The following is a 19,029-nucleotide window of genomic DNA, read 5'->3' as shown; positions in this document are numbered from 1 at the left end:
GAAATTGATCCAGAAGGTAGGAAAGCAATGGCGAAGGCAAAATTCGAGCGGAACAAGCCGCACCTCAACATCGGCACCATCGGTCACGTCGATCACGGCAAGACCTCGCTGACCGCAGCGATCACGAAGATCCTGGCAGAGAACGTCGCGGGCAACGCAGCAGTCGACTTCGCCAACATCGACAAGGCTCCGGAAGAGCGCGAGCGCGGCATCACCATCTCGACCGCACACGTCGAGTATGAGACCGACAAGCGCCACTATGCGCACGTCGATTGCCCGGGCCACGCCGACTATGTGAAGAACATGATCACCGGTGCCGCGCAGATGGACGGCGCGATCCTCGTGGTCGCCGCCACCGACGGCCCGATGCCGCAGACCAAGGAGCACATCCTGCTCGCGCGTCAGGTCGGCGTGCCGACGATGGTCGTCTTCCTCAACAAGGTCGATCTGGTCGACGACGAGGAAATCCTCGAGCTGGTCGAGATGGAAATCCGCGAAGAGCTCAGCAAGCGCGAGTTCGACGGCGACAACATTCCGATCATCCGTGGTTCGGCGACCGCAGCCCTTTCGGGTTCGGACGACAAGCTCGGCAAGGACGCGATCCTCGCGCTCATGGCCGCAGTCGACGAGTCGATCCCGCAGCCGGAGCGTCCGCTCGACAAGCCGTTCATGATGCCGATCGAAGACGTGTTCTCGATCTCGGGCCGCGGCACGGTCGTCACCGGCCGCGTCGAGACCGGCATCGTCAAGGTTGGCGAGGAAGTCGAGATCGTCGGCATCCAGGAGACCGTCCGCAAGACCACGGTCACCGGCGTCGAGATGTTCCGCAAGCTGCTCGATCAGGGCCAGGCCGGCGACAACATCGGCGCGCTCATCCGCGGCGTCGGCCGTGAGGAAGTCGAGCGTGGTCAGGTTCTGGCCAAGCCGGGTTCGATCAAGCCGCACACCGACTTCCAGTCGTCGGTCTACGTCCTGTCGAAGGACGAAGGCGGCCGTCACACGCCGTTCTTCGCCAACTATCGTCCGCAGTTCTACTTCCGCACCACGGACGTGACCGGCACGATCGAACTGCCGGCCGGCACCGAGATGGTGATGCCGGGCGACGAAGTCGCTCTGGGCATCAAGCTCATCGCGCCGATCGCCATGGACGTTGGTCAGCGCTTCACGATCCGTGAAGGCGGCCGCACCGTCGGTGCAGGCGTCGTCGCGCAGATCGACAAGTAAGACAAAGGGACAAACAGCCGCCCGGCGCTCTCAAAAAAGAGAGCGCCGGGCGGTTGCCTTTTTATGAGGGTCCCTGTAAGGGCGCGCCTCCGGTTTTGGGTTTAACAGCAAGAGCCTCGACTACGAGGCCCGCTCTTTCACATTGGCAGGTACCATGGAAACGCAGAATATCCGTATTCGCCTGAAGGCGTTCGATCACCGAGTGCTCGACCAGGCGACCGGCGACATCGCCGACACCGCCCGACGTACCGGCGCTCTCATCCGTGGTCCCATCCCCCTTCCGACGAAGATCGAGAAGTTCACGGTCAACCGTGGTCCCCACATCGACAAGAAGTCGCGCGAGCAGTTCGAAGTCCGCACCTACAAGCGTATGCTGGATATCGTGCAGCCGACCCCGCAGACCGTCGATGCACTGATGAAGCTGGACCTCGCCGCCGGCGTCGATGTCGAGATCAAACTGGCCTAAGGGCTGGACAGGGAAGCGCTGCTGACGTAAAGGCGCGCCTCCACGAGATTCGCGGGTTCCGGTTCGCCGGATTCGCATCGTCCCTCGACCGGATCATCCCGATCCAACGCAAGGGGCAAGAGGGCGCCGCGGGCGCACTCAAAACGAGATAGGGATACCGCCGGCCTCCTTCGGGAGAACCGGGTCTGCGTCCCCCGTCCTCCCGCTTCGGCGGGGGTCAGCCCAGACGGGGGCTCGCATCTAAATTTTGGGCTGAGGCACGCACCCGAGGGAATGGTCCCGAGGGTGCCTCTGTATAGGAGCAACAGGTCATGCGCACTGGCGTGATCGCGAAGAAGTTGGGGATGACCCGCCTGTTCCAGGACGACGGCCGCCACGTGCCGGTCACCGTTCTGGCACTCGAAGGCGTTCAGGTCGTCTCCGTCCGCGAAGAAGGTCGTGACGGTTACACTGCCGTCCAGCTCGGCGCCGGTTCGGCGAAGAGCAAGAACGTTTCCAAGCCGCAGCGCGGCCACTTCGGCAAGGCCGAAGTCGAGCCCAAGGCTGTGGTCCATGAGTTCCGCGTCGATGCCGACGGTCTTCTGGAAGTGGGCGCCGAGATCTCGGCCGACCATTATGTCGCCGGCCAGTTCGTCGACATCCAGGGCAAGACCCAGGGCAAGGGCTTCCAGGGCGGCATGAAGCGCTGGGGCTTCGGCGGTCTGCGCGCCACCCACGGCGTCTCGGTCTCGCACCGCTCGCTCGGTTCGACCGGTCAGCGCCAGGATCCGGGCAAGGTCTTCAAGAACAAGAAGATGGCCGGCCACATGGGTGACAAGTTCCGCACCCAGCAGAATCTCGAGATCGTCGGCACCGACGTCGAGCGCGGCCTGATCTTCGTCAAGGGCTCGGTCCCTGGCTCGAAGGGCGGCTGGCTGTTCGTCAAGGATTCGGTGAAGGTCGCGCGTCACGCCGACGCGCCGTTCCCGGCCGGCCTCAAGCAGGTTGCCAACAACAACGACACCGCTCCCGCGGAAACCCCGGCCGATACGGTCGAGGCTCCCGAAGCGACCGAAGGCCAGGAGGGCTGAACGTGAAGGTCAAGGTTCAATCCTTCGACGCCAAGGCGAAGGCCGCGGACATCGAGCTCAACGACGAGGTCTTCGGCCTCGATCCGCGCGCCGACATCCTGCACCGGGTCGTCACCTGGCAGCTCGAGAAGCGCCGTGAGACGGCACGTGGCACGCGTGAGCGCGCCGACGTCGCCCGCACCGGCAAGAAGTTCGGTCGCCAGAAGGGCGGCGGTACCGCCCGTCACGGCGATCGCCGCGCTCCGGTGTTCATCGGCGGTGGTAAGGCGCACGGCGCCCGCGTCCGCGACTTCAATCCGTCGCTGAACAAGAAGATCCGCGCACTCGGTCTGAAGATGGCTCTCAGCAGCCATGCCAAGGCCGGCTCGCTGATCGTCATGGACAGCCTGACGGTTGCCGACAGCAAGACCAAGACGCTGCTCGGCAGCCTCGAGGCGCTGAAGTTCGGCAAGAAGACGCTGGTGATCGATGGCGACGCCGTCGAGAACAGCTTCGCGCTCGCCGCCGGCAACCTGCACACGGTCAACGTGCTGCCGGCGATCGGCGCCAACGTCTACGACATCCTGAAGAGCGACACGCTGGTCCTGACCCGCGCTGCCGTCGAGAAGCTGGAGGCGCGCTTCAATGGCTAAGAAGCAGAAGGAAGCGATCGACAACCGTCACTATGACGTGATCGTCGCTCCGCACATCACCGAGAAGTCGACGCTCGTCTCCGAGCACAACGCCGTTGTGTTCAAGGTCGCCGGCGACGCCACCAAGCCCGAGATCAAGGCTGCCGTCGAGGCGCTCTGGAACGTCAAGGTGACCGGCGTCAACACGATCGTCCAGAAGGGCAAGACCAAGCGCTGGAAGGGTGCTCCCTACAAGCGCTCCGACATCAAGAAGGCAATCGTGACGCTCGCCGACGGTGAGCAGATCGATGTGACCTCGGGGGTCAATTCGTAATGGCACTCAAGAATTATAACCCGACGTCGCCTGGCGTCCGCGGCCTGATCCTGATCGACCGTTCGAACCTGTTCAAGGGTCGTCCGGTCAAGGCGCTCACCGAGGGCAAGACCAAGACCGGCGGCCGCAACAACAAGGGCCACGTCACGTCGCGCGGCATCGCGGGCGGCCACAAGCAGCGCTATCGCATCGTCGATTTCAAGCGCCGCCTGTGGGACGTCGAGGGCACCGTCGAGCGGATCGAATATGATCCCAACCGCACTGCCTTCATCGCGCTGGTCAATTACGGCAAGGACGAAGCGGGCAAGGACCGCGTCGCCTACATCATCGCTCCGCAGCGCCTCGGCGTCGGCGACAAGGTGATCGCCGGCAAGAAGACCGACGTGAAGCCGGGCAACGCCATGGAGCTGGGCTCGATGCCGGTCGGCACCATCGTCCACAACGTGGAGATGAAGCCGGGCAAGGGCGGCCAGATCGCGCGTTCGGCAGGCACTTATGTCCAGGTCGTCGGTCGTGACCGCGGCATGGTCATCGTTCGCCTTAACTCGGGCGAGCAGCGCTACATCCATGCGAACTGCATGGCGACGGTTGGTGCGGTGTCGAACCCCGACAACCAGAACCAGAACCTCGGCAAGGCAGGCCGCAATCGTTGGAAGGGCATCCGCCCGCTGACGCGCGGTGTCGCGAAGAACCCGGTCGACCACCCGCACGGCGGTGGTGAAGGCCGGACCTCGGGCGGCCGTCATCCGGTCACGCCGTGGGGCAAGCCGACCAAGGGTGCGCGCACCCGCCACAACAAGGCGACGGACAAGATGATCATCCGCTCGCGTCACGCCAAGAAGAAGGGCTGATAGCTCATGGCTCGTTCCGTCTGGAAGGGTCCTTTCGTGGACCTCCACCTCCTGAAGAAGGCGCAGACCGCGCAGGAGACCAACGCGCGTGCGCCGATCAAGACCTGGTCGCGCCGCTCGACGATCCTGCCCGACTTCGTCGGCCTGACCTTCAGCGTCTATAACGGCCGCAAGTTCGTGCCGGTGTCGGTCAACGAAGACATGGTCGGCATGAAGCTGGGCGAGTTCGCTCCGACCCGCTTCTTCCCCGGCCACGCCGCCGACAAGAAGGGTAAGCGCTAATGTCCAAGCCCCAGGCACCCCGCAAGGTCGGCGACAAGGAAGCGCTGGCAGTTGCGACGCAGATCCGCGGTTCGGCCCAGAAGCTGAACCTCGTCGCGGGCCTCATCCGCGGCCGCAAGGCTGGTGACGCGCTGAACATCCTTCAGTTCTCCACCAAGGCGATGGCCGTCGATGCCCGCAAGGTTCTCGCCTCGGCGATTGCGAACGCGGAAAACAACCACAACCTCGATGTCGACGCGCTCGTCGTCGCCGAGGCTTCGGTCGGCAAGTCGATCACGATGAAGCGCTTCGCGACCCGCGGCCGTGGCAAGTCCACCCGCATCCTGAAGCCGTTCAGCCGTCTTCGCATCGTCGTCCGCGAGCAGGAAGAAGCATAATGGGTCACAAGAGCAACCCGATCGGCCTGCGTCTGCAGATCAACCGTACCTGGGACAGCCGCTGGTTCGCGGAAGGCGCCGATTACGGCCGCCTCCTCCTCGAAGATCTCAAGATGCGCCAGTACATCGTCAAGACGCTGCCCCAGGCCGCGATCTCGAAGGTGGTGATCGAGCGTCCGGCCAAGCTGTGCCGCGTCTCGATCTACGCTGCGCGCCCTGGCGTGATCATCGGCAAGAAGGGCTCGGACATCGAGAAGCTGCGCAAGACGCTCGGCGCGATGACCAGCTCGGACGTGTCGCTGAACATCGTCGAGATCCGCAAGCCTGAAGTCGACGCCAAGCTCGTCGCACAGGGCATCGCCGACCAGCTGGAGCGCCGCATCGCGTTCCGTCGTGCCATGAAGCGCGCCGTTCAGTCGGCGATGCGTCTGGGCGCCGACGGCATCCGCGTCGCTTGCGGCGGCCGTCTCGGCGGCGCCGAGATCGCGCGTTCGGAAGGCTATCGCGAAGGCCGGGTGCCGCTGCACACGCTGCGCGCCAACCTCGACTACGCCGAGGCCGAAGCCCACACCGCTTATGGCGTGTGCGGCGTCAAGGTCTGGATCTTCAAGGGCGAGATTCTCGGCCACGATCCGATGGCGCAGGACCGGCTCAACATGGAAGCCCAGACGACCGGCGTGCGCCCTGCGCGCGACGATCGCCGCTAAGGACACCAGGACATGCTGCAACCAAAGAAATTTGCGCACCGCAAGCAGTTCAAGGGCCGCATCCATGGCGATGCCAAGGGCGGCACTTCCCTGAACTTCGGTTCCTATGGCCTGAAGGCCATGGAGCCCGAGCGGATCACCGCGCGCCAGATCGAGGCGGCTCGCCGCGCGATCACGCGTCACATCAAGCGCCAGGGGCGTTTGTGGATCCGCATCTTCCCGGACGTTCCGGTTTCGTCGAAGCCGGCCGAAGTCCGCATGGGCTCGGGCAAGGGCGCGCCGGAATATTGGGCCGCTCGCGTCAAGCCGGGCCGCATCCTGTTCGAGCTGGACGGCGTTCCCGGTCCGCTCGCCGCGGAAGCGTTCTCGCGTGCAGCGATGAAGCTGCCGATCAAGGTCAAGGTCGTCGCCCGCCTCGGCGACACCTCGCACCTGGAGGGTTGATAGAAATGACCAAGGCAACCGATCTTCGTGCGAAGACCGAGGACCAGCTGAGCGAGGAGCTCGGCAACCTGAAGCGCGAGGCGTTCAACCTCCGCTTCCAGGCCGCGACCAGCCAGCTCGAGAAGTCGAGCCGGGTCAAGGAAGTCCGTCGCGACATCGCCCGTATCAAGACGCTGCAGTCCGAGCGCGCGCGCTCGGCTGCGAAGTAAGGAAGAGACCATGCCGAAGCGCGTGCTGACCGGGAACGTGGTTTCCGACAAGGGCGACAAGACGGTCGTCGTGCTGGTGGAGCGTAAGGTCAAGCACCCGCTCTACGGCAAGATCATCCGTCGCTCGAAGAAGTATCACGCCCATGACGAGGGCAACGAGTACAAGGCCGGCGAGACCGTGCGCATCGAAGAGACTGCGCCGATTTCCAAGCTGAAGACGTGGAAGGTGATCGAGCGGGTCAACACCCACGCGACGCCGTCGAAGGCTGCCGAAGCCTAACATTTTAACTGGAACCACCGGGCCATTGGTCCCGGCAGGCCGAACGAGAAGGAACCGGATCGATGATCCAGATGCAGTCCAATCTCGACGTCGCTGACAATAGCGGCGCGAAGCGGGTGCAGTGCATCAAGGTGCTGGGCGGGTCGAAGCGTCGCTTCGCCGGCGTGGGCGACGTCATCGTCGTCAGCATCAAGGAAGCTGCTCCCCGCGGCAAGGTGAAGAAGGGTGACGTGCATCGCGCGGTCATCGTTCGCACCGCCAAGGATGTCCGTCGTGCCGACGGCTCGGTGATCCGCTTCGACGGCAATGCCGCGGTGCTGGTCAACAAGAACGAGGAGCCGATCGGCACCCGTATCTTCGGGCCGGTGGTTCGCGAGCTGCGTTCGCGCGGCTTCATGAAGATCATTTCGCTCGCGCCCGAGGTGCTGTGATGGCTGCTGCCAAGATCAAGAAGGGCGACCAGGTCATCGTCCTGTCCGGCAAGGACAAGGGACGGACCGGTGAGGTCGTCAAGTCGCTGCCCAAGGACGGCAAGGTCGTCGTCTCGGGCGTCAATGTCGCGGTCCGCCACGTCAAGCCGAGCCAGGGTGATCCCCAGGGCGGCCTGAAGCGTTCGGAAGCGCCGATGCACATCTCGAAGGTCGCGCACGTGACCGCCGACGGCAAGGCGACCCGCGTCCGTTTCGAAGAGCGCGACGGCAAGAAGGTCCGCGTTGCGGTCAAGACCGGGGAGGTCATCAGTGGCTGATAAGTATACCCCGCGCCTCAAGAGCCTGTACGACACGAGCATCGCCAAGGCGATGACCGAGAAGTTCGGCTACAAGAACGTCATGGAAGTTCCGCGGATCGACAAGATCGTGCTGAACATGGGCGTTGGCGAGGCCACCCAGGACAAGAAGAAGGTCGAGCAGGCTGCTTCGGAGATGGAACTCATCGCCGGCCAGAAGCCCGTCATCGCCAAGGCGAAGAAGTCGATCGCACAGTTCAAGCTGCGCGAAGGCATGCCGATCGGTTGCAAGGTCACCCTGCGCCGCGAGCGGATGTACGAGTTCCTCGACCGCTTCGTCACGATCGCGCTCCCGCGCGTTCGCGATTTCCGTGGGCTGAACCCGAAGAGCTTCGACGGTCGCGGCAATTATGCCTGCGGCATCAAGGAGCAGCTCGTGTTCCCCGAGATCAACTATGACCGCATCGACAAGGTGCGCGGCATGGACGTGATCGTCACCACCACCGCCAAGACGGACGACGAGGCTCGCGAGCTTCTCCGTCTCTTCGGCTTCCCGTTCCCGCTCGAGGCGGACGGCGAAGCGAAGCAGGCAGCGTAAGGGAAAGAGAACTTAAGTCATGGCGAAACTGAGTTCCATCAACAAGAACGAGCGTCGCAAGCAGCTGGTGAAGAAGTACGCCGGCAAGTATGCGAAGCTCAAGGCGACGGCGAACGACGAGAGCTTGGACGATACCGAGCGCCTCATCGCGCGGCTGAAGATGGCCGAGATTCCCCGCAACGGGAATCCGACCCGCATCCGCAACCGGTGCGAGCTGACCGGCCGCCCGCGCGCCTATTACCGCAAGTTCCGTCTCGCACGCGTCATGCTGCGGGATCTGGCCAACAAGGGCCTGATCCCCGGTCTCACGAAGTCGAGCTGGTAAGGACTACGAGATGGCTTTGACCGATCCCCTGGGTGATATGCTCACCCGCATCCGCAACGGCCAGCGCGCCCGGAAGGACTCCGTCCTGACTCCGGCGAGCAAGCTGCGTGCGCGCGTCCTCGATGTTCTCCAGCGCGAAGGCTACATCCGTGGCTATAGCGAGGAGCAGATGGGCCCTGCCGCCGGCATCCGCATCGAGCTCAAGTATTTCGAGGGCCAGCCGGCGATCAAGCACGTCGCGCGCGTCTCGAAGCCTGGCCGCCGCGTCTATTCGGGTTCGCAGGAACTGCCCCGGATCCGCAACGGCCTCGGCATCACGATCGTCTCGACGCCTCGCGGCGTTCTCTCGGACGCGGAAGCGCGCGAGCAGAATGTCGGTGGCGAAGTGCTCGCGGAGGTCTTCTGATATGAGCCGCATCGGCAAGAAGCCGGTCACTGTGCCGGCGGGCGTCACGGCCTCGATCGACGGCGGCGTGCTGAACGTGAAGGGCCCCAAGGGCGCCCTCTCGCTCAACCTGCGCGACGAGATCAGCTACACGCTCGAGGACGGCGGCATTTCGGTGCAGCCGGCCAACGAGACCAAGCAGGCGCGAGCCTTCTGGGGCATGCAGCGCACGCTGGTCCAGAACCTCGTCACCGGCGTGACCGAGGGCTTCACCAAGAAGCTCCTGATCACCGGCGTCGGTTATCGCGCTGCGTCGCAGGGCAAGGTGCTCAAGCTCCAGCTCGGCTATTCGCATGACGTGAACATCGACGTGCCGGAAGGCATCGAGATCAAGACGCCGGATCAGACCACGGTCGAGATCTCGGGGATCGACAAGCAGAAGGTCGGCCAGATCGCGGCCGAGATTCGCCGCTGGCGGAAGCCTGAGCCCTATAAGGGCAAGGGCATCAAGTACGACGGCGAGTTCATCTTCCGTAAGGAAGGGAAGAAGAAGTAATGACCAAGGGTCTCTCGCTCTTCGCGAAGCGGCGTCGCCGCAATCGCACCGCGCTCAAGGCGCGCGCCGGTGGCCGTCCGCGGCTTTCGATCCATCGCTCGGGCAAGCACATCTATGCCCAGGTGATCGACGATGCGGCCGGCAAGACCGTCGCTTCGGCTTCGACGCTCGAAAAGAGCGTCCGCGGCCAGGCCGGCGCGACCGTCGCGGCTGCGCAGGAAGTCGGCAAGCGCGTTGCCGAGGCCGCCAAGGCGGCCGGCGTGACGCAGGTCGTCTTCGATCGCGGTGGCTTCCTCTATCATGGCCGCGTCAAGGCGCTGGCCGATGCCGCTCGTGAGAGCGGACTGGAGTTCTGATAATGGCTGACGAGAACAACACGCCGGAAACCGGCGCTCCCGTCGAGGCCGGCGCTCCGGCGCAGGATAGCGGCTACCAGGGCGGTGGCCGTGGTCGCGGTGGCCAGGGCGGCGGTCGTGGCCGTGGCGGCCCGGGCGGCGGCGGCGGTCGTGGCGGCCGCGACGGCGGTCGTGGCGGTCGTGACAATCGCGGCGGCCCGCGCGGCGCGCAGGACGATGGCGGCGAAGAGCTGATCGAAAAGCTCGTCCACATCAACCGCGTCTCGAAGACCGTGAAGGGCGGCAAGCGCTTCGGCTTCGCGGCTCTGGTCGTCGTCGGCGACGGCAAGGGTCGGGTCGGCTTCGGCCACGGCAAGGCGCGCGAAGTGCCGGAAGCCATCTCCAAGGCCACTGCGGCCGCGAAGAAGGCAATGGTCCGGGTTCCGCTGAAGGAAGGCCGCACGCTGCACCATGACGGCAACGGCCACTTCGGTGCCGGTCGCGTCACGGTCCGTACGGCGCCTGCCGGTACCGGCATCATCGCGGGTGGCCCGATGCGCGCCATCTTCGAGAGCCTGGGCGTTGCCGACGTCGTCACCAAGTCGGTGGGCACGTCGAACCCCTACAACATGATCCGCGCCACTTTCGAAGCGCTTGGCGAGCAGACCTCGCCGAAGAGCGTTGCGCAGCGCCGCGGCAAGAAGATCGCCGACCTGCTCGGCCGTGGCGGTTCGAACACCGCCGAGGCCGATGCGGCCGCGATCGCGGAGTAATCGATCATGGCAACCATCAAGATCAAGCAGACCGGTTCGCCGATCCGCCGCACCAAGGACCAGCGCGCGACGCTCGTCGGCCTTGGCCTGAACAAGATGCACAAGGTCTCGGAGCTGCAGGACAGCCCCGAGGTCCGCGGAATGATCCGCAAGGTGCAGCACATGGTCGAGGTCGTCGAGGGCTGAGCCTTCGCGCCACGAACGAAACAGGGAAGGGGCGGTAGGCGACTACCGCCCCTTTTCCGTTGGAGCGAACCGGTTCTGGGGCCGGGGAGGCTGGAATCCGGTTTCTCGACGTCGTCTGACGAGCCGGGCAATATGCGTTGCCGCCGAAGGAGAGAATCTGTGAGCGAACCCGTGGACACCGAATTGCGCATCGCCCGGCTCGAACGCGCCCTTGCCCGCCATCGCGCCGGCCTTGCCGCGCTCGGGCTCGTCGCGATCGGCCTGGTGGTCGCCGGCTTCGCACCGGGGACGCCGGATGTGATCGAGGCCCACGCGATCCGCATCGTCGATGCCGCCGGCAAGCCGCGCATCCTGATCGGTGCGCCGCCTCCAGCCGAGGGGCGCGAGCGCCGGGACGGGCAGACGGCCTCGATCGTGGTGCTCGACGACAAGGGCAAGGATCGCGTGATCCTGGGCGAAGAGCCCAATCCACGCCTGGCCGGCAAGAGCTATCCGCGCGTCGCCGGCGCCTATGGGCTGGTGCTGCACGACGAGACCGGGTCAGAGCGCGGCGCGATGAGCTGGCTCGACAATGGCCGCGGCGTGATCGCGCTGGATCGCTCGGGCGGCGACGCAGTGGCGATGATCGTCAACGAGAAAAGCGGTTTTGCCGGCTTCACTGTCAACTATGCCAATCCCGTCGGCAAATATGCCGAGGGGATCCGGCTCGGCACCAAGGACGATACGGCATGGCTGTCGCTGGAGGACCGCGCGGACGGCGAGCGCGCCCGCCTGGCCGTCGAGGGAGCAGAAGCGCCCAGGCTGATCACGCGACCGTCCGGCGCGCCGCCGGCGCCGTGAGTCGAGCGGCCCGAGTCATCACGCAATGCGGTTGACTCTTAAATCTACATATATAGTCTTTCGAACATGGTTCGAGAACGGAAGCCTTCCAGTCAGACGCGTCTCCTTCCGGAGTCGATGGCGCTGAGCCGACGTTCAGTGGCCAACCAGCGCGCCTTTCAACTCGATGATGGAGGAATGCGATGAAGGAGCTATTCTACTCGCTGATGCTCGCGAGCGCGTTCGCGACCACTTCCGCTGCGGCGCAGACGCAAGCGCCATCGCCACTCCTGGGCACCTGGGAACTGGACGTCGCGCGAATGCCTTTCCCGCCCGAGAAGCGTCCCAAGGCTGTGACCATCACTTATAGCGACGCCGGTCAGAGCAGGTGGCGGACGACGCTCGACGTGATTGGCGGAGATGGCGTGCCGATCCGGGCGGAAGGAACCTATCCGCTGGATGGCACGGCGGCGCCCAGCCAAGGCTATCCTGGAGTGGACATGCTCGCCACCCGGATTCCCGCGCCGAACGTGATGGTCGCTGCCTTCTACAAGGAGCACATGCCCCGAACGACGCGAACCTATGTCGTCTCGCCGGATGGCGGAACGATGACCGAGACGGTGGTCTGGCTCAACCTGAACGGCAAGCCGGAGATCACGACCAGCATCTTCAATCGGGTGCGCTAGCTCGGCGCCGGCCGGGGCGACCCATCATTTGCCCTTCGCTTGCAATGTAGGATTTCACCTGCCTGGCTCGCCGGGCTCTTTGAACCGTCGATCCAGCTCCCTACGCCCCGCAGGTACGCGCGTAGGTGCCGCGTCGCTGGCGCTTCGTGGAGGCTTCGCAGGCGCGTCCGGCGAAAAACCCGCAAACGAGTCAACCAGCCCTGTGTTAAGCGCGCGGCCCAGACGCACAAACATAAGTGGTGACAAACGTCGATCCCGCCGCTATGCGCGCCGCTTCCTTTCCATCAGCGCGACAAAAGCGAAAGCGAGTGCACGACATGAAACTCAACGATCTCCGCGACAATCAGGGCGCCCGCAAGGACCGCATGCGCGTCGGCCGTGGCATCGGCTCGGGCAAGGGCAAGACCGCCGGCCGGGGCCAGAAGGGCCAGAAGAGCCGCGAAGGCGTCTCGATCAACGGGTTCGAGGGCGGCCAGATGCCGCTCCACATGCGGATCCCGAAGCGCGGCTTCAACAACATCTTCGCCAAGGACTATGCCGAGGTGAATCTCGGCGCGATCCAGAAGGCAGTCGATGCCGGCAAGCTGACCGCGACCGACATCACCCAGGCCGAGCTCAACGCGGCGGGTCTGACCCGTGGCGGCAAGGACGGCGTCCGCCTCCTCGGCAAGGGCGAGTTCTCGGCCAAGCTTAACTTCACGGTCGCCGGCGTGTCGAAGTCGGCGCGCGAAGCGGTCGAGAAGGCCGGCGGTTCGGTGACGGTTCCCGAGATCGTTCCGGCAGCCGAGAAGGCCAAAGCCAAGCACCGCTCGGTGCAGAAGGTCATTGCCGCCAAGAAGGCAGGCAAGCAGGGCTGATTTCTCGAGGGGCGGGGAAACCCGCCTTTCGTTCGTGCTGAGCTTGTCGAAGCACGACAAGCGCAAGCCGAACGGGCTTGGGGGCAGGCGCCGCATTGCCCTCGGGACCGAAGGACTTATATGAGCGGCGGGGGCGGTCGAACGCTTTCCCGCCGCTTTTGTTTCCAGGACGAATTTGCACATGGCATCCGCAGCCGATCAACTCGCCTCCAGCATCAATCTGTCGAAGTTCAGCAAGGCGACGGAGCTCAAGAAGCGCCTGTGGTTCACGCTGGGCGCGCTGATCGTCTTCCGCCTGCTCAGCTATGTGCCGATCCCGGGCATCGATCCGACCCAGCTCGGCCTGCTGACCAACAATCTGCAAGGCGGCGTCCTCGATTTCTTCAACAGCTTCACCGGCGGCGCGCTCAACCGCGCATCGGTCGTGGCGCTCGGCGTGATGCCCTACATCACGGCCTCGATCGTCGTGCAGCTCGCGACCTCGCTGTCGCCGACGCTCGCCGCGATCAAGAAGGAAGGCGAGAGCGGCCGCAAGCGTCTCAACCAGTACACCCGCTACGGCACGGTCGGCCTCACCGCGGTCCAGGGCTATTTCATCGCCAGCGGCCTTCAGGTCGGCGTGCAGGGCGTTTCGCCCGTGATCGAGCCGGGCCCGCTGTTCATCCTCGGCGCAGTGATCAGCCTCGTCGGCGGCACGCTGTTCCTGATGTGGCTGGGCGAGCAGATCACCAGCCGCGGCGTCGGCAACGGCATCTCGCTGATCATCATGGCGGGCATCGTTGCGCGCCTGCCGACCACGCTGGTCCAGCTGTTCGAGAGCGGCCGCACCGGCACGATCGATCCGCTGCGCCTGATCTCGATCATTGTCGCAGTCGCCGGGATCGTGCTGCTGATCTGCTTCATGGAGCGCGCCCAGCGCCGCATCCTGATCCAGTATCCCAAGCGCCAGACCGCGCGCGGCGTCCAGGCCGAGCGCAGCCATCTGCCGCTCAAGCTCAACACCGCCGGCGTGATTCCGCCGATCTTCGCCTCGTCGCTGCTGCTGCTGCCGCTGACGATCACCCAGTTTGCCGGCACCGCCGCGACGGGCGAGAGCTGGTGGGGCGATTTCGTGAGCAACCTCAACATCTATCTGCGTCACGGTTCGCCGCTCTACATGGCGCTCTATGGCGCGGGCATCATCTTCTTCTCGTTCTTCTACACCGCCGTGGTGTTCAATCCCGAGGAGACCGCGGACAATCTCAAGCGCTATGGCGGGTTCATCCCCGGCATCCGCCCGGGCAAGAACACCGAGGTCTATTTCGATTATGTGCTGACGCGCATCACCGTGATCGGTGCGGCGTATCTGACCTTCATCTGCCTTGCTCCCGAATTTGCGATGTCGGCGCTCGGCGCGACGTTCCTGATGGGCGGCACTAGCCTTCTGATCGTGGTCAACGTAACGATGGACACGGTTACGCAGATCCAGTCGCATTTGCTGGCGCACCAGTATGGCGATCTGATCAAGAAGGCGAAATTGAAGGGTCGCATGCGCTGAACGCGCAGCTTGGGACGGGGATAACCGAGTGAACATCATCCTGTTGGGCCCTCCGGGTGCGGGCAAGGGCACCCAGGCGAGCCGCCTCGAGGCGGAGCGCGGCATGGTCCAGCTCTCGACGGGCGACATGCTGCGCGCCGCGGTCAAGGCCGGCACGCCGACCGGCCTGAAGGCCAAGGCCGTGATGGAAGCCGGCGAGCTGGTGTCGGACGAGATCGTCTCGGGCATCATCGGCGAGCGGCTCGACATGGCCGATACCGAAACGGGCGCGATCTTCGACGGCTATCCGCGCACCGCCGCGCAAGCCGAGGCGCTCGACGGCCTGCTCGCCGAGCGCGGCCGCAAGCTCGATTTCGTGATCGAGCTGCAAGTCGACGAGGATGCGCTGGTCGATCGCATCACTGGCCGCTTCACCTGCGCGCAGTGCGGCGAGGGCTATCACGACCGCTTCAAACAGCCCAAGGTTGAGGGTACCTGCGACGTCTGCGGCAGTCACGAATTCAAGCGCCGCCCAGACGACAATGCCGAGACGGTGCGCACCCGCATGGCCGAGTATCGCGCCAAGACTGCGCCGATCCTGCCGATCTACGAGGCGAAGGGGCTGGTCCGCCGGGTGGACGGCATGGCTGACATCGACGAGGTCAGCACACAGATCGCCGCGATCCTCGACGGCAAGGCCTGAACGCAATATCCTGCCCGCAACGGGAGGGTATCGCATGCGCCTGTCTCTGCTCGCACTGCCGCTGCTCGCGGCGACTCCGGGTGCGGCCGAAGTCGTCCGGACGTCGGACACCGACTTCGCAACCCGGCACAAGCTGACCATCGCCGCGCCCCCGGCGAAGGTCTGGGAGACGCTGATCCAGCCAGCGCGCTGGTGGGACGGCGCTCATTCCTATAGCGGCAACGCCGCCAACCTCACCCTCGACGCCCGTCCCGGCGGTTGCTGGTGCGAGAAGACCGCGAGCGGCGGCGTCGAGCATATGCGAGTCGTCTATCTCGCCGCGAACGACACGCTGCGCATGACCGGCGGGCTCGGCCCGCTCCAGGCCATGCCCGTCGCTGCAGTGTTGACGGTCACGCTCAAGCCCTTGGGCGCCGGCACCGAACTCACGGCCAGCTACACGGTATCCGGACCCGGCCTCGCCAATATCGCGGTGCCGGTGGACGGGGTGCTCGGTGGCCAATGGACGCGGCTCAAGGCCGCTGCGGAGCGTTGAAGGCATGAGCAAGGTTCGCGACATCATTCCATCGGCACCGGGCGAGTCGATGCACACCCCACTGGCTGTGCCCCAGCGCGCTGCCGCCCGACTGCAGATCGGCGAACGTTCCTCCGGCGTGGCCGAAGTGGAGGTGACACCTGCCGGACTGCTCGCGATCGGCGGCATGGTCGGCGCGATCCTGCTCGGGGTCGCGGTCGTGGTGCGCGCGGCGAGGAGCTGACTCCCGCACATGACAAAATCTTCATGCCCGCGTCACCGCGGCGTGAAGTGGCTCCGGTTAGGAAGAGGGCAGGGCCGGCAGCGCGCCGGTTCCCTCTTCCCAAGGAGGATTTCGATGAAGCTTTCCCGCACCCTGCTTCCCATCGCCGCGGTTGCGATGATCGCCGCGCCGACGATCGCCAGCGCCGCCAGCGTATCGATCACCAAGCATCACAGGGCCCATAAGGCCGCCAAACCGGTGAAGACCGAGACGACCAAGGCGGCCAAGACGGTCAAGGCCAAAGCAGCAAAATAAGGTTACGCCAAACCCGATGCTCTGCCCTGCATCGGCGTTTACGGCCGGCGGAAGATCCCCCTCTCTCCGCCGGCCGTGTTGCGTTCGAGGGGCGGCGCGGCCGAATCGGTCGCAGTGGACGCCTCGCTCCGGGTGACAACGCTCCCGCCTCGTCGCAACTCCCTTCCTGCATAAGAGGGGCGTGCCAGGAAGGGAAAGGGCAGGTTCACCTTCCTCACCCGCCGCTTGGCGCGCGCGCAACGTTCGTGTATGCATCCGGTTCCGCGATACCTTGCCCGCGGCGCTTGACAGCGCCTCTGCGGCTGCATATGTCGCGCATCTTCCGAAAACCGGTTGCTCGGCTGCGCTTCTCTGCGCTCGTCGCGTCACTGCCTTTTCGGATCAACGCTACGAGATGGGGTGCGAAGCTGCCATGCGGCACCCCGTGGAGCTGGGAGAATAAATTCATGGCTCGTATTGCGGGTGTCAACATCCCGACCAATAAGCGCGTTCTGATCGCGCTTCAGTATATTCACGGCATCGGCGCGACCAAGGCCAAGGAAATCACCGAGAAGCTGGGCATCACGCCCGAGCGTCGCGTGCAGGACCTGACCGATCAGGAAGTGCTCCAGATTCGCGAGACGATCGACGCCGATCACACCGTGGAAGGTGACCTCCGTCGCCAGACCGCGATGAACATCAAGCGTCTGATGGATCTGGCCTGCTACCGCGGCCTCCGTCATCGCAAAGGCCTCCCGGTCCGTGGCCAGCGCACGCACACCAATGCGCGCACCCGCAAGGGCAAGGCCAAGCCTATCGCCGGCAAGAAGAAGTAAGGGAGCGCTGACCAATGGCACGTGAACCGCAGCGCATTCGCCGTCGCGAGCGCAAGAACATCACCGCCGGCGTCGCCCATGTGAACGCCAGCTTCAACAACACGATGATCACCATCACCGATGCCCAGGGCAACGCCATTTCGTGGTCGTCGGCCGGCATGATGGGCTTCAAGGGCTCGCGCAAGTCGACCCCTTATGCCGCCCAGGTCGCCGCCGAGGATGCAGGCCGCAAGGCCGCCGAGCACGGCGTTCGCACCCTCGAGGTGGAAGTGAAGGGTCCGGGTTCGGGCCGCGAGAGCGCGCTTCGTGCGCTGCAGGCGGTCGGGTTCCAGATCACGTCGATCCGCGACGTGACGTCGATCCCGCACAACGGCGTTCGCCCGTCGAAGCGTCGTCGCGTCTGATTCGCAATCCTGTCCGGTTCACGGGCCCCGAGGGCGGGGTCCGGACCGGGCAGCAGTTACCCGGCAGGATGGCCCCGTCCTGCCCAACATGAGGAAAGCCCGTGTCGGTGAACCCTAAGAACTGGCAGGAACTCAAGAAGCCCAACGGCCTCGAAAAGAAGCCCGGTGGCGATCCCAAGCGCAAGTCGACCTTCGTGGCCGAGCCGCTCGAGCGCGGTTTCGGCCTTACGCTCGGTAACGCACTGCGTCGCGTTTTGCTCTCGTCGCTCCAGGGCGCCGCGGTCACTTCGATCAAGATCGAGAACGTTCTTCACGAATTCTCGAGCCTCGCCGGCGTCCGTGAGGACGTGACGGACATCGTGCTCAACGTGAAGCAGATCGCTCTCAAGATGCAGGGCGAAGGCCCGAAGCGCCTCCAGCTCTCGGCCACCGGCCCGGCGGAAGTGAAGGCGGGTGACATCGCGGTTTCGGGCGACATCGAGGTGATGAACCCCGATCTCGTGATCTGCCACCTCGACGACGGCGCGACGCTCAACATGGAGCTCACCGCCGATACGGGCAAGGGCTATGTCCCCGCCCAGTCGAACCGTCCGGCCGATGCGCCGATCGGCCTGATCCCGGTCGATGCCCTGTACAGCCCGGTCCGCCAGGTCTCGTACAAGGTCGAGAATACGCGCGTCGGTCAGGAGCTCGATTACGACAAGCTCACGCTGACCGTCGAGACCGACGGCACGATCGCGCCTGAGGACGGCCTCGCTTACGCGGCGCGCATCCTTCAGGACCAGCTCGCTCTGTTCGTCCACTTCGACGATTCGGCAGTCACCCGCTCGGCGCCGATCGGCATGGCGGCTCCGGCCGCTTCCGAAGGTGGCGTCGCTTCGGGCGATACCGCGCAGATCAACCGTTACCTTCTCAAGAAGGTCGACGAGCTCGAACTGTCGGTGCGTTCGGCCAATTGCCTCAAGAACGACAACATCATCTATATCGGCGATCTGGTCCAGAAGACCGAAGCCGAGATGCTGCGCACGCCGAACTTCGGCCGCAAGTCGCTCAACGAGATCAAGGAAGTCCTTTCGAGCATGGGTCTCCGCCTGGGCATGGAAATCCCCGGCTGGCCGCCCGAGAACATCGAAGAGATGGCCAAGAAGCTCGAGCAGGAAATCATGGGCTGAGCTGCACCGGGTTAGCGCCGCTAACCCGGAGACAGCGAAGCCCGGCCGGCGGGCCAACGGCCCGACCGACGACGCGGCTTTGCTGCGTCGGGCCAGAAGCACAAAGGGGCTCCGCAGCAATGCGGGGCCCTTTTCGTTACTGGCACGAAACGGCCGGCTCGCGACCGCCCTTTTGACGCTCAGGGCGAACGGGCACAGGCGCACGCGGCGGAAAAACGCAAGTTGCGCGGGTTGCCCTTTGGCAACACGCCCTGGCGAATACGTC

32 protein-coding genes are annotated in these 19,029 nt (G+C 64.9%); all 32 read left to right on the top strand.

The features are described 5' to 3' along the window. Positions 1-27 precede the first annotated feature (27 nt). Complete coding sequence (tuf, locus tag BR78_RS0110935) at positions 28-1,224, top strand: elongation factor Tu (RefSeq protein ID WP_029936464.1); 1,197 nt, start codon at positions 28-30, stop codon at positions 1,222-1,224. Between the two features lie 154 nt (positions 1,225-1,378). Further along, the gene (rpsJ, locus tag BR78_RS0110930; protein ID WP_029936463.1) at positions 1,379-1,690 is read left to right on the top strand and encodes a 30S ribosomal protein S10; all 312 of its coding nucleotides are present in this window, start codon (positions 1,379-1,381) and stop codon (positions 1,688-1,690) included. Between the two features lie 311 nt (positions 1,691-2,001). Next, positions 2,002-2,760, top strand: a complete 759-nt coding sequence (gene rplC, locus BR78_RS0110925) for a 50S ribosomal protein L3 (protein WP_029936462.1) — start codon at positions 2,002-2,004, stop codon at positions 2,758-2,760. 2 nt (positions 2,761-2,762) lie between these two features. After that, positions 2,763-3,392 (top strand): 50S ribosomal protein L4, encoded by a 630-nt coding sequence (gene rplD / locus BR78_RS0110920; protein WP_029936461.1) that lies wholly within the window; start codon positions 2,763-2,765, stop codon positions 3,390-3,392. Then, complete coding sequence (locus tag BR78_RS0110915) at positions 3,385-3,705, top strand: 50S ribosomal protein L23 (RefSeq protein ID WP_029936460.1); 321 nt, start codon at positions 3,385-3,387, stop codon at positions 3,703-3,705. The genes rplD and BR78_RS0110915 overlap by 8 nt, the downstream gene beginning before the upstream one ends. Beyond that, positions 3,705-4,556, top strand: a complete 852-nt coding sequence (rplB, locus tag BR78_RS0110910) for a 50S ribosomal protein L2 (RefSeq protein ID WP_029936459.1) — start codon at positions 3,705-3,707, stop codon at positions 4,554-4,556. Before BR78_RS0110915 ends, rplB begins: the two co-directional genes overlap by 1 nt. A gap of 6 nt (positions 4,557-4,562) precedes the next feature. After that, positions 4,563-4,838, top strand: coding sequence for a 30S ribosomal protein S19 (gene rpsS, locus BR78_RS0110905; protein ID WP_029936458.1), 276 nt, complete (start codon positions 4,563-4,565; stop codon positions 4,836-4,838). Beyond that, the gene (gene rplV / locus BR78_RS0110900; RefSeq protein ID WP_037566464.1) at positions 4,838-5,215 is read left to right on the top strand and encodes a 50S ribosomal protein L22; all 378 of its coding nucleotides are present in this window, start codon (positions 4,838-4,840) and stop codon (positions 5,213-5,215) included. Before rpsS ends, rplV begins: the two co-directional genes overlap by 1 nt. Further along, positions 5,215-5,922: a 30S ribosomal protein S3 gene (gene rpsC / locus BR78_RS0110895; protein WP_029936456.1), complete on the top strand. Its 708-nt coding sequence runs from the start codon at positions 5,215-5,217 to the stop codon at positions 5,920-5,922. Before rplV ends, rpsC begins: the two co-directional genes overlap by 1 nt. Positions 5,923-5,934: 12 nt before the next feature. Further along, positions 5,935-6,366: a 50S ribosomal protein L16 gene (gene rplP, locus BR78_RS0110890; RefSeq protein WP_029936455.1), complete on the top strand. Its 432-nt coding sequence runs from the start codon at positions 5,935-5,937 to the stop codon at positions 6,364-6,366. 5 nt (positions 6,367-6,371) lie between these two features. Beyond that, entirely contained in the window at positions 6,372-6,575 is a 204-nt protein-coding gene (gene rpmC / locus BR78_RS0110885) for a 50S ribosomal protein L29 (protein WP_029936454.1), read from the top strand. Between the two features lie 10 nt (positions 6,576-6,585). Further along, positions 6,586-6,855 carry a 30S ribosomal protein S17 gene (rpsQ, locus tag BR78_RS0110880; RefSeq protein WP_029936453.1) on the top strand — a complete coding sequence of 90 codons (270 nt, stop codon included), beginning with the start codon at positions 6,586-6,588 and terminating at the stop codon, positions 6,853-6,855. 62 nt (positions 6,856-6,917) lie between these two features. Continuing rightward, positions 6,918-7,286, top strand: a complete 369-nt coding sequence (gene rplN / locus BR78_RS0110875) for a 50S ribosomal protein L14 (protein ID WP_029936452.1) — start codon at positions 6,918-6,920, stop codon at positions 7,284-7,286. Then, positions 7,286-7,603: a 50S ribosomal protein L24 gene (gene rplX / locus BR78_RS0110870; RefSeq protein ID WP_029936451.1), complete on the top strand. Its 318-nt coding sequence runs from the start codon at positions 7,286-7,288 to the stop codon at positions 7,601-7,603. Before rplN ends, rplX begins: the two co-directional genes overlap by 1 nt. Next, positions 7,596-8,180: a 50S ribosomal protein L5 gene (gene rplE / locus BR78_RS0110865; protein WP_037566463.1), complete on the top strand. Its 585-nt coding sequence runs from the start codon at positions 7,596-7,598 to the stop codon at positions 8,178-8,180. Before rplX ends, rplE begins: the two co-directional genes overlap by 8 nt. A gap of 19 nt (positions 8,181-8,199) precedes the next feature. Then, positions 8,200-8,505 (top strand): 30S ribosomal protein S14, encoded by a 306-nt coding sequence (gene rpsN / locus BR78_RS0110860; protein ID WP_025560979.1) that lies wholly within the window; start codon positions 8,200-8,202, stop codon positions 8,503-8,505. A 10-nt stretch (positions 8,506-8,515) separates the two neighbouring features. Then, positions 8,516-8,911 (top strand): 30S ribosomal protein S8, encoded by a 396-nt coding sequence (rpsH, locus tag BR78_RS0110855; RefSeq protein WP_025560980.1) that lies wholly within the window; start codon positions 8,516-8,518, stop codon positions 8,909-8,911. Between the two features lies 1 nt (position 8,912). Continuing rightward, positions 8,913-9,446 carry a 50S ribosomal protein L6 gene (gene rplF / locus BR78_RS0110850; RefSeq protein WP_025560981.1) on the top strand — a complete coding sequence of 178 codons (534 nt, stop codon included), beginning with the start codon at positions 8,913-8,915 and terminating at the stop codon, positions 9,444-9,446. Then, positions 9,446-9,802, top strand: coding sequence for a 50S ribosomal protein L18 (rplR, locus tag BR78_RS0110845; protein WP_025560983.1), 357 nt, complete (start codon positions 9,446-9,448; stop codon positions 9,800-9,802). The genes rplF and rplR overlap by 1 nt, the downstream gene beginning before the upstream one ends. A 2-nt stretch (positions 9,803-9,804) precedes the next feature. Continuing rightward, a complete protein-coding gene (rpsE, locus tag BR78_RS0110840; RefSeq protein WP_025560984.1) occupies positions 9,805-10,554 on the top strand; it encodes a 30S ribosomal protein S5 in 750 nt (249 codons plus the stop codon). Between the two features lie 6 nt (positions 10,555-10,560). Further along, a complete protein-coding gene (rpmD, locus tag BR78_RS0110835) occupies positions 10,561-10,740 on the top strand; it encodes a 50S ribosomal protein L30 (protein ID WP_025495743.1) in 180 nt (59 codons plus the stop codon). Between the two features lie 159 nt (positions 10,741-10,899). After that, positions 10,900-11,580 (top strand): hypothetical protein, encoded by a 681-nt coding sequence (locus tag BR78_RS0110830; RefSeq protein WP_025560986.1) that lies wholly within the window; start codon positions 10,900-10,902, stop codon positions 11,578-11,580. Positions 11,581-11,762: 182 nt separating this feature from the next. Then, positions 11,763-12,245 (top strand): hypothetical protein, encoded by a 483-nt coding sequence (locus tag BR78_RS0110825; RefSeq protein WP_025560987.1) that lies wholly within the window; start codon positions 11,763-11,765, stop codon positions 12,243-12,245. Between the two features lie 317 nt (positions 12,246-12,562). Further along, positions 12,563-13,102 (top strand): 50S ribosomal protein L15, encoded by a 540-nt coding sequence (rplO, locus tag BR78_RS0110820; protein ID WP_025560988.1) that lies wholly within the window; start codon positions 12,563-12,565, stop codon positions 13,100-13,102. A gap of 181 nt (positions 13,103-13,283) precedes the next feature. After that, a complete protein-coding gene (gene secY, locus BR78_RS0110815; protein WP_025560989.1) occupies positions 13,284-14,639 on the top strand; it encodes a preprotein translocase subunit SecY in 1,356 nt (451 codons plus the stop codon). A gap of 28 nt (positions 14,640-14,667) precedes the next feature. Next, positions 14,668-15,321: an adenylate kinase gene (locus BR78_RS0110810; RefSeq protein WP_025560990.1), complete on the top strand. Its 654-nt coding sequence runs from the start codon at positions 14,668-14,670 to the stop codon at positions 15,319-15,321. A 34-nt stretch (positions 15,322-15,355) separates the two neighbouring features. Then, complete coding sequence (locus BR78_RS0110805) at positions 15,356-15,856, top strand: SRPBCC family protein (RefSeq protein ID WP_025560991.1); 501 nt, start codon at positions 15,356-15,358, stop codon at positions 15,854-15,856. 4 nt (positions 15,857-15,860) lie between these two features. Continuing rightward, positions 15,861-16,079 carry a hypothetical protein gene (locus tag BR78_RS0110800; RefSeq protein ID WP_025560992.1) on the top strand — a complete coding sequence of 73 codons (219 nt, stop codon included), beginning with the start codon at positions 15,861-15,863 and terminating at the stop codon, positions 16,077-16,079. Between the two features lie 114 nt (positions 16,080-16,193). Next, the gene (locus BR78_RS0110795) at positions 16,194-16,373 is read left to right on the top strand and encodes a hypothetical protein (RefSeq protein WP_025560993.1); all 180 of its coding nucleotides are present in this window, start codon (positions 16,194-16,196) and stop codon (positions 16,371-16,373) included. 446 nt (positions 16,374-16,819) lie between these two features. Further along, complete coding sequence (gene rpsM, locus BR78_RS0110790) at positions 16,820-17,188, top strand: 30S ribosomal protein S13 (protein ID WP_025560994.1); 369 nt, start codon at positions 16,820-16,822, stop codon at positions 17,186-17,188. Positions 17,189-17,202: 14 nt separating this feature from the next. After that, positions 17,203-17,592, top strand: a complete 390-nt coding sequence (rpsK, locus tag BR78_RS0110785; RefSeq protein ID WP_025495450.1) for a 30S ribosomal protein S11 — start codon at positions 17,203-17,205, stop codon at positions 17,590-17,592. Positions 17,593-17,693: 101 nt separating this feature from the next. Then, positions 17,694-18,764, top strand: coding sequence for a DNA-directed RNA polymerase subunit alpha (locus BR78_RS0110780; RefSeq protein ID WP_025495448.1), 1,071 nt, complete (start codon positions 17,694-17,696; stop codon positions 18,762-18,764). The last annotated feature ends 265 nt before the right edge of the window (positions 18,765-19,029 follow it).

The sequence above is a fragment of the Sphingomonas sp. UNC305MFCol5.2 genome, assembly GCF_000712135.1.
Classification (GTDB): domain Bacteria; phylum Pseudomonadota; class Alphaproteobacteria; order Sphingomonadales; family Sphingomonadaceae; genus Sphingomonas.
Note: the sequence above shows the minus strand (reverse complement) of the source record. Positions and strands in the feature narration are given on the sequence as shown.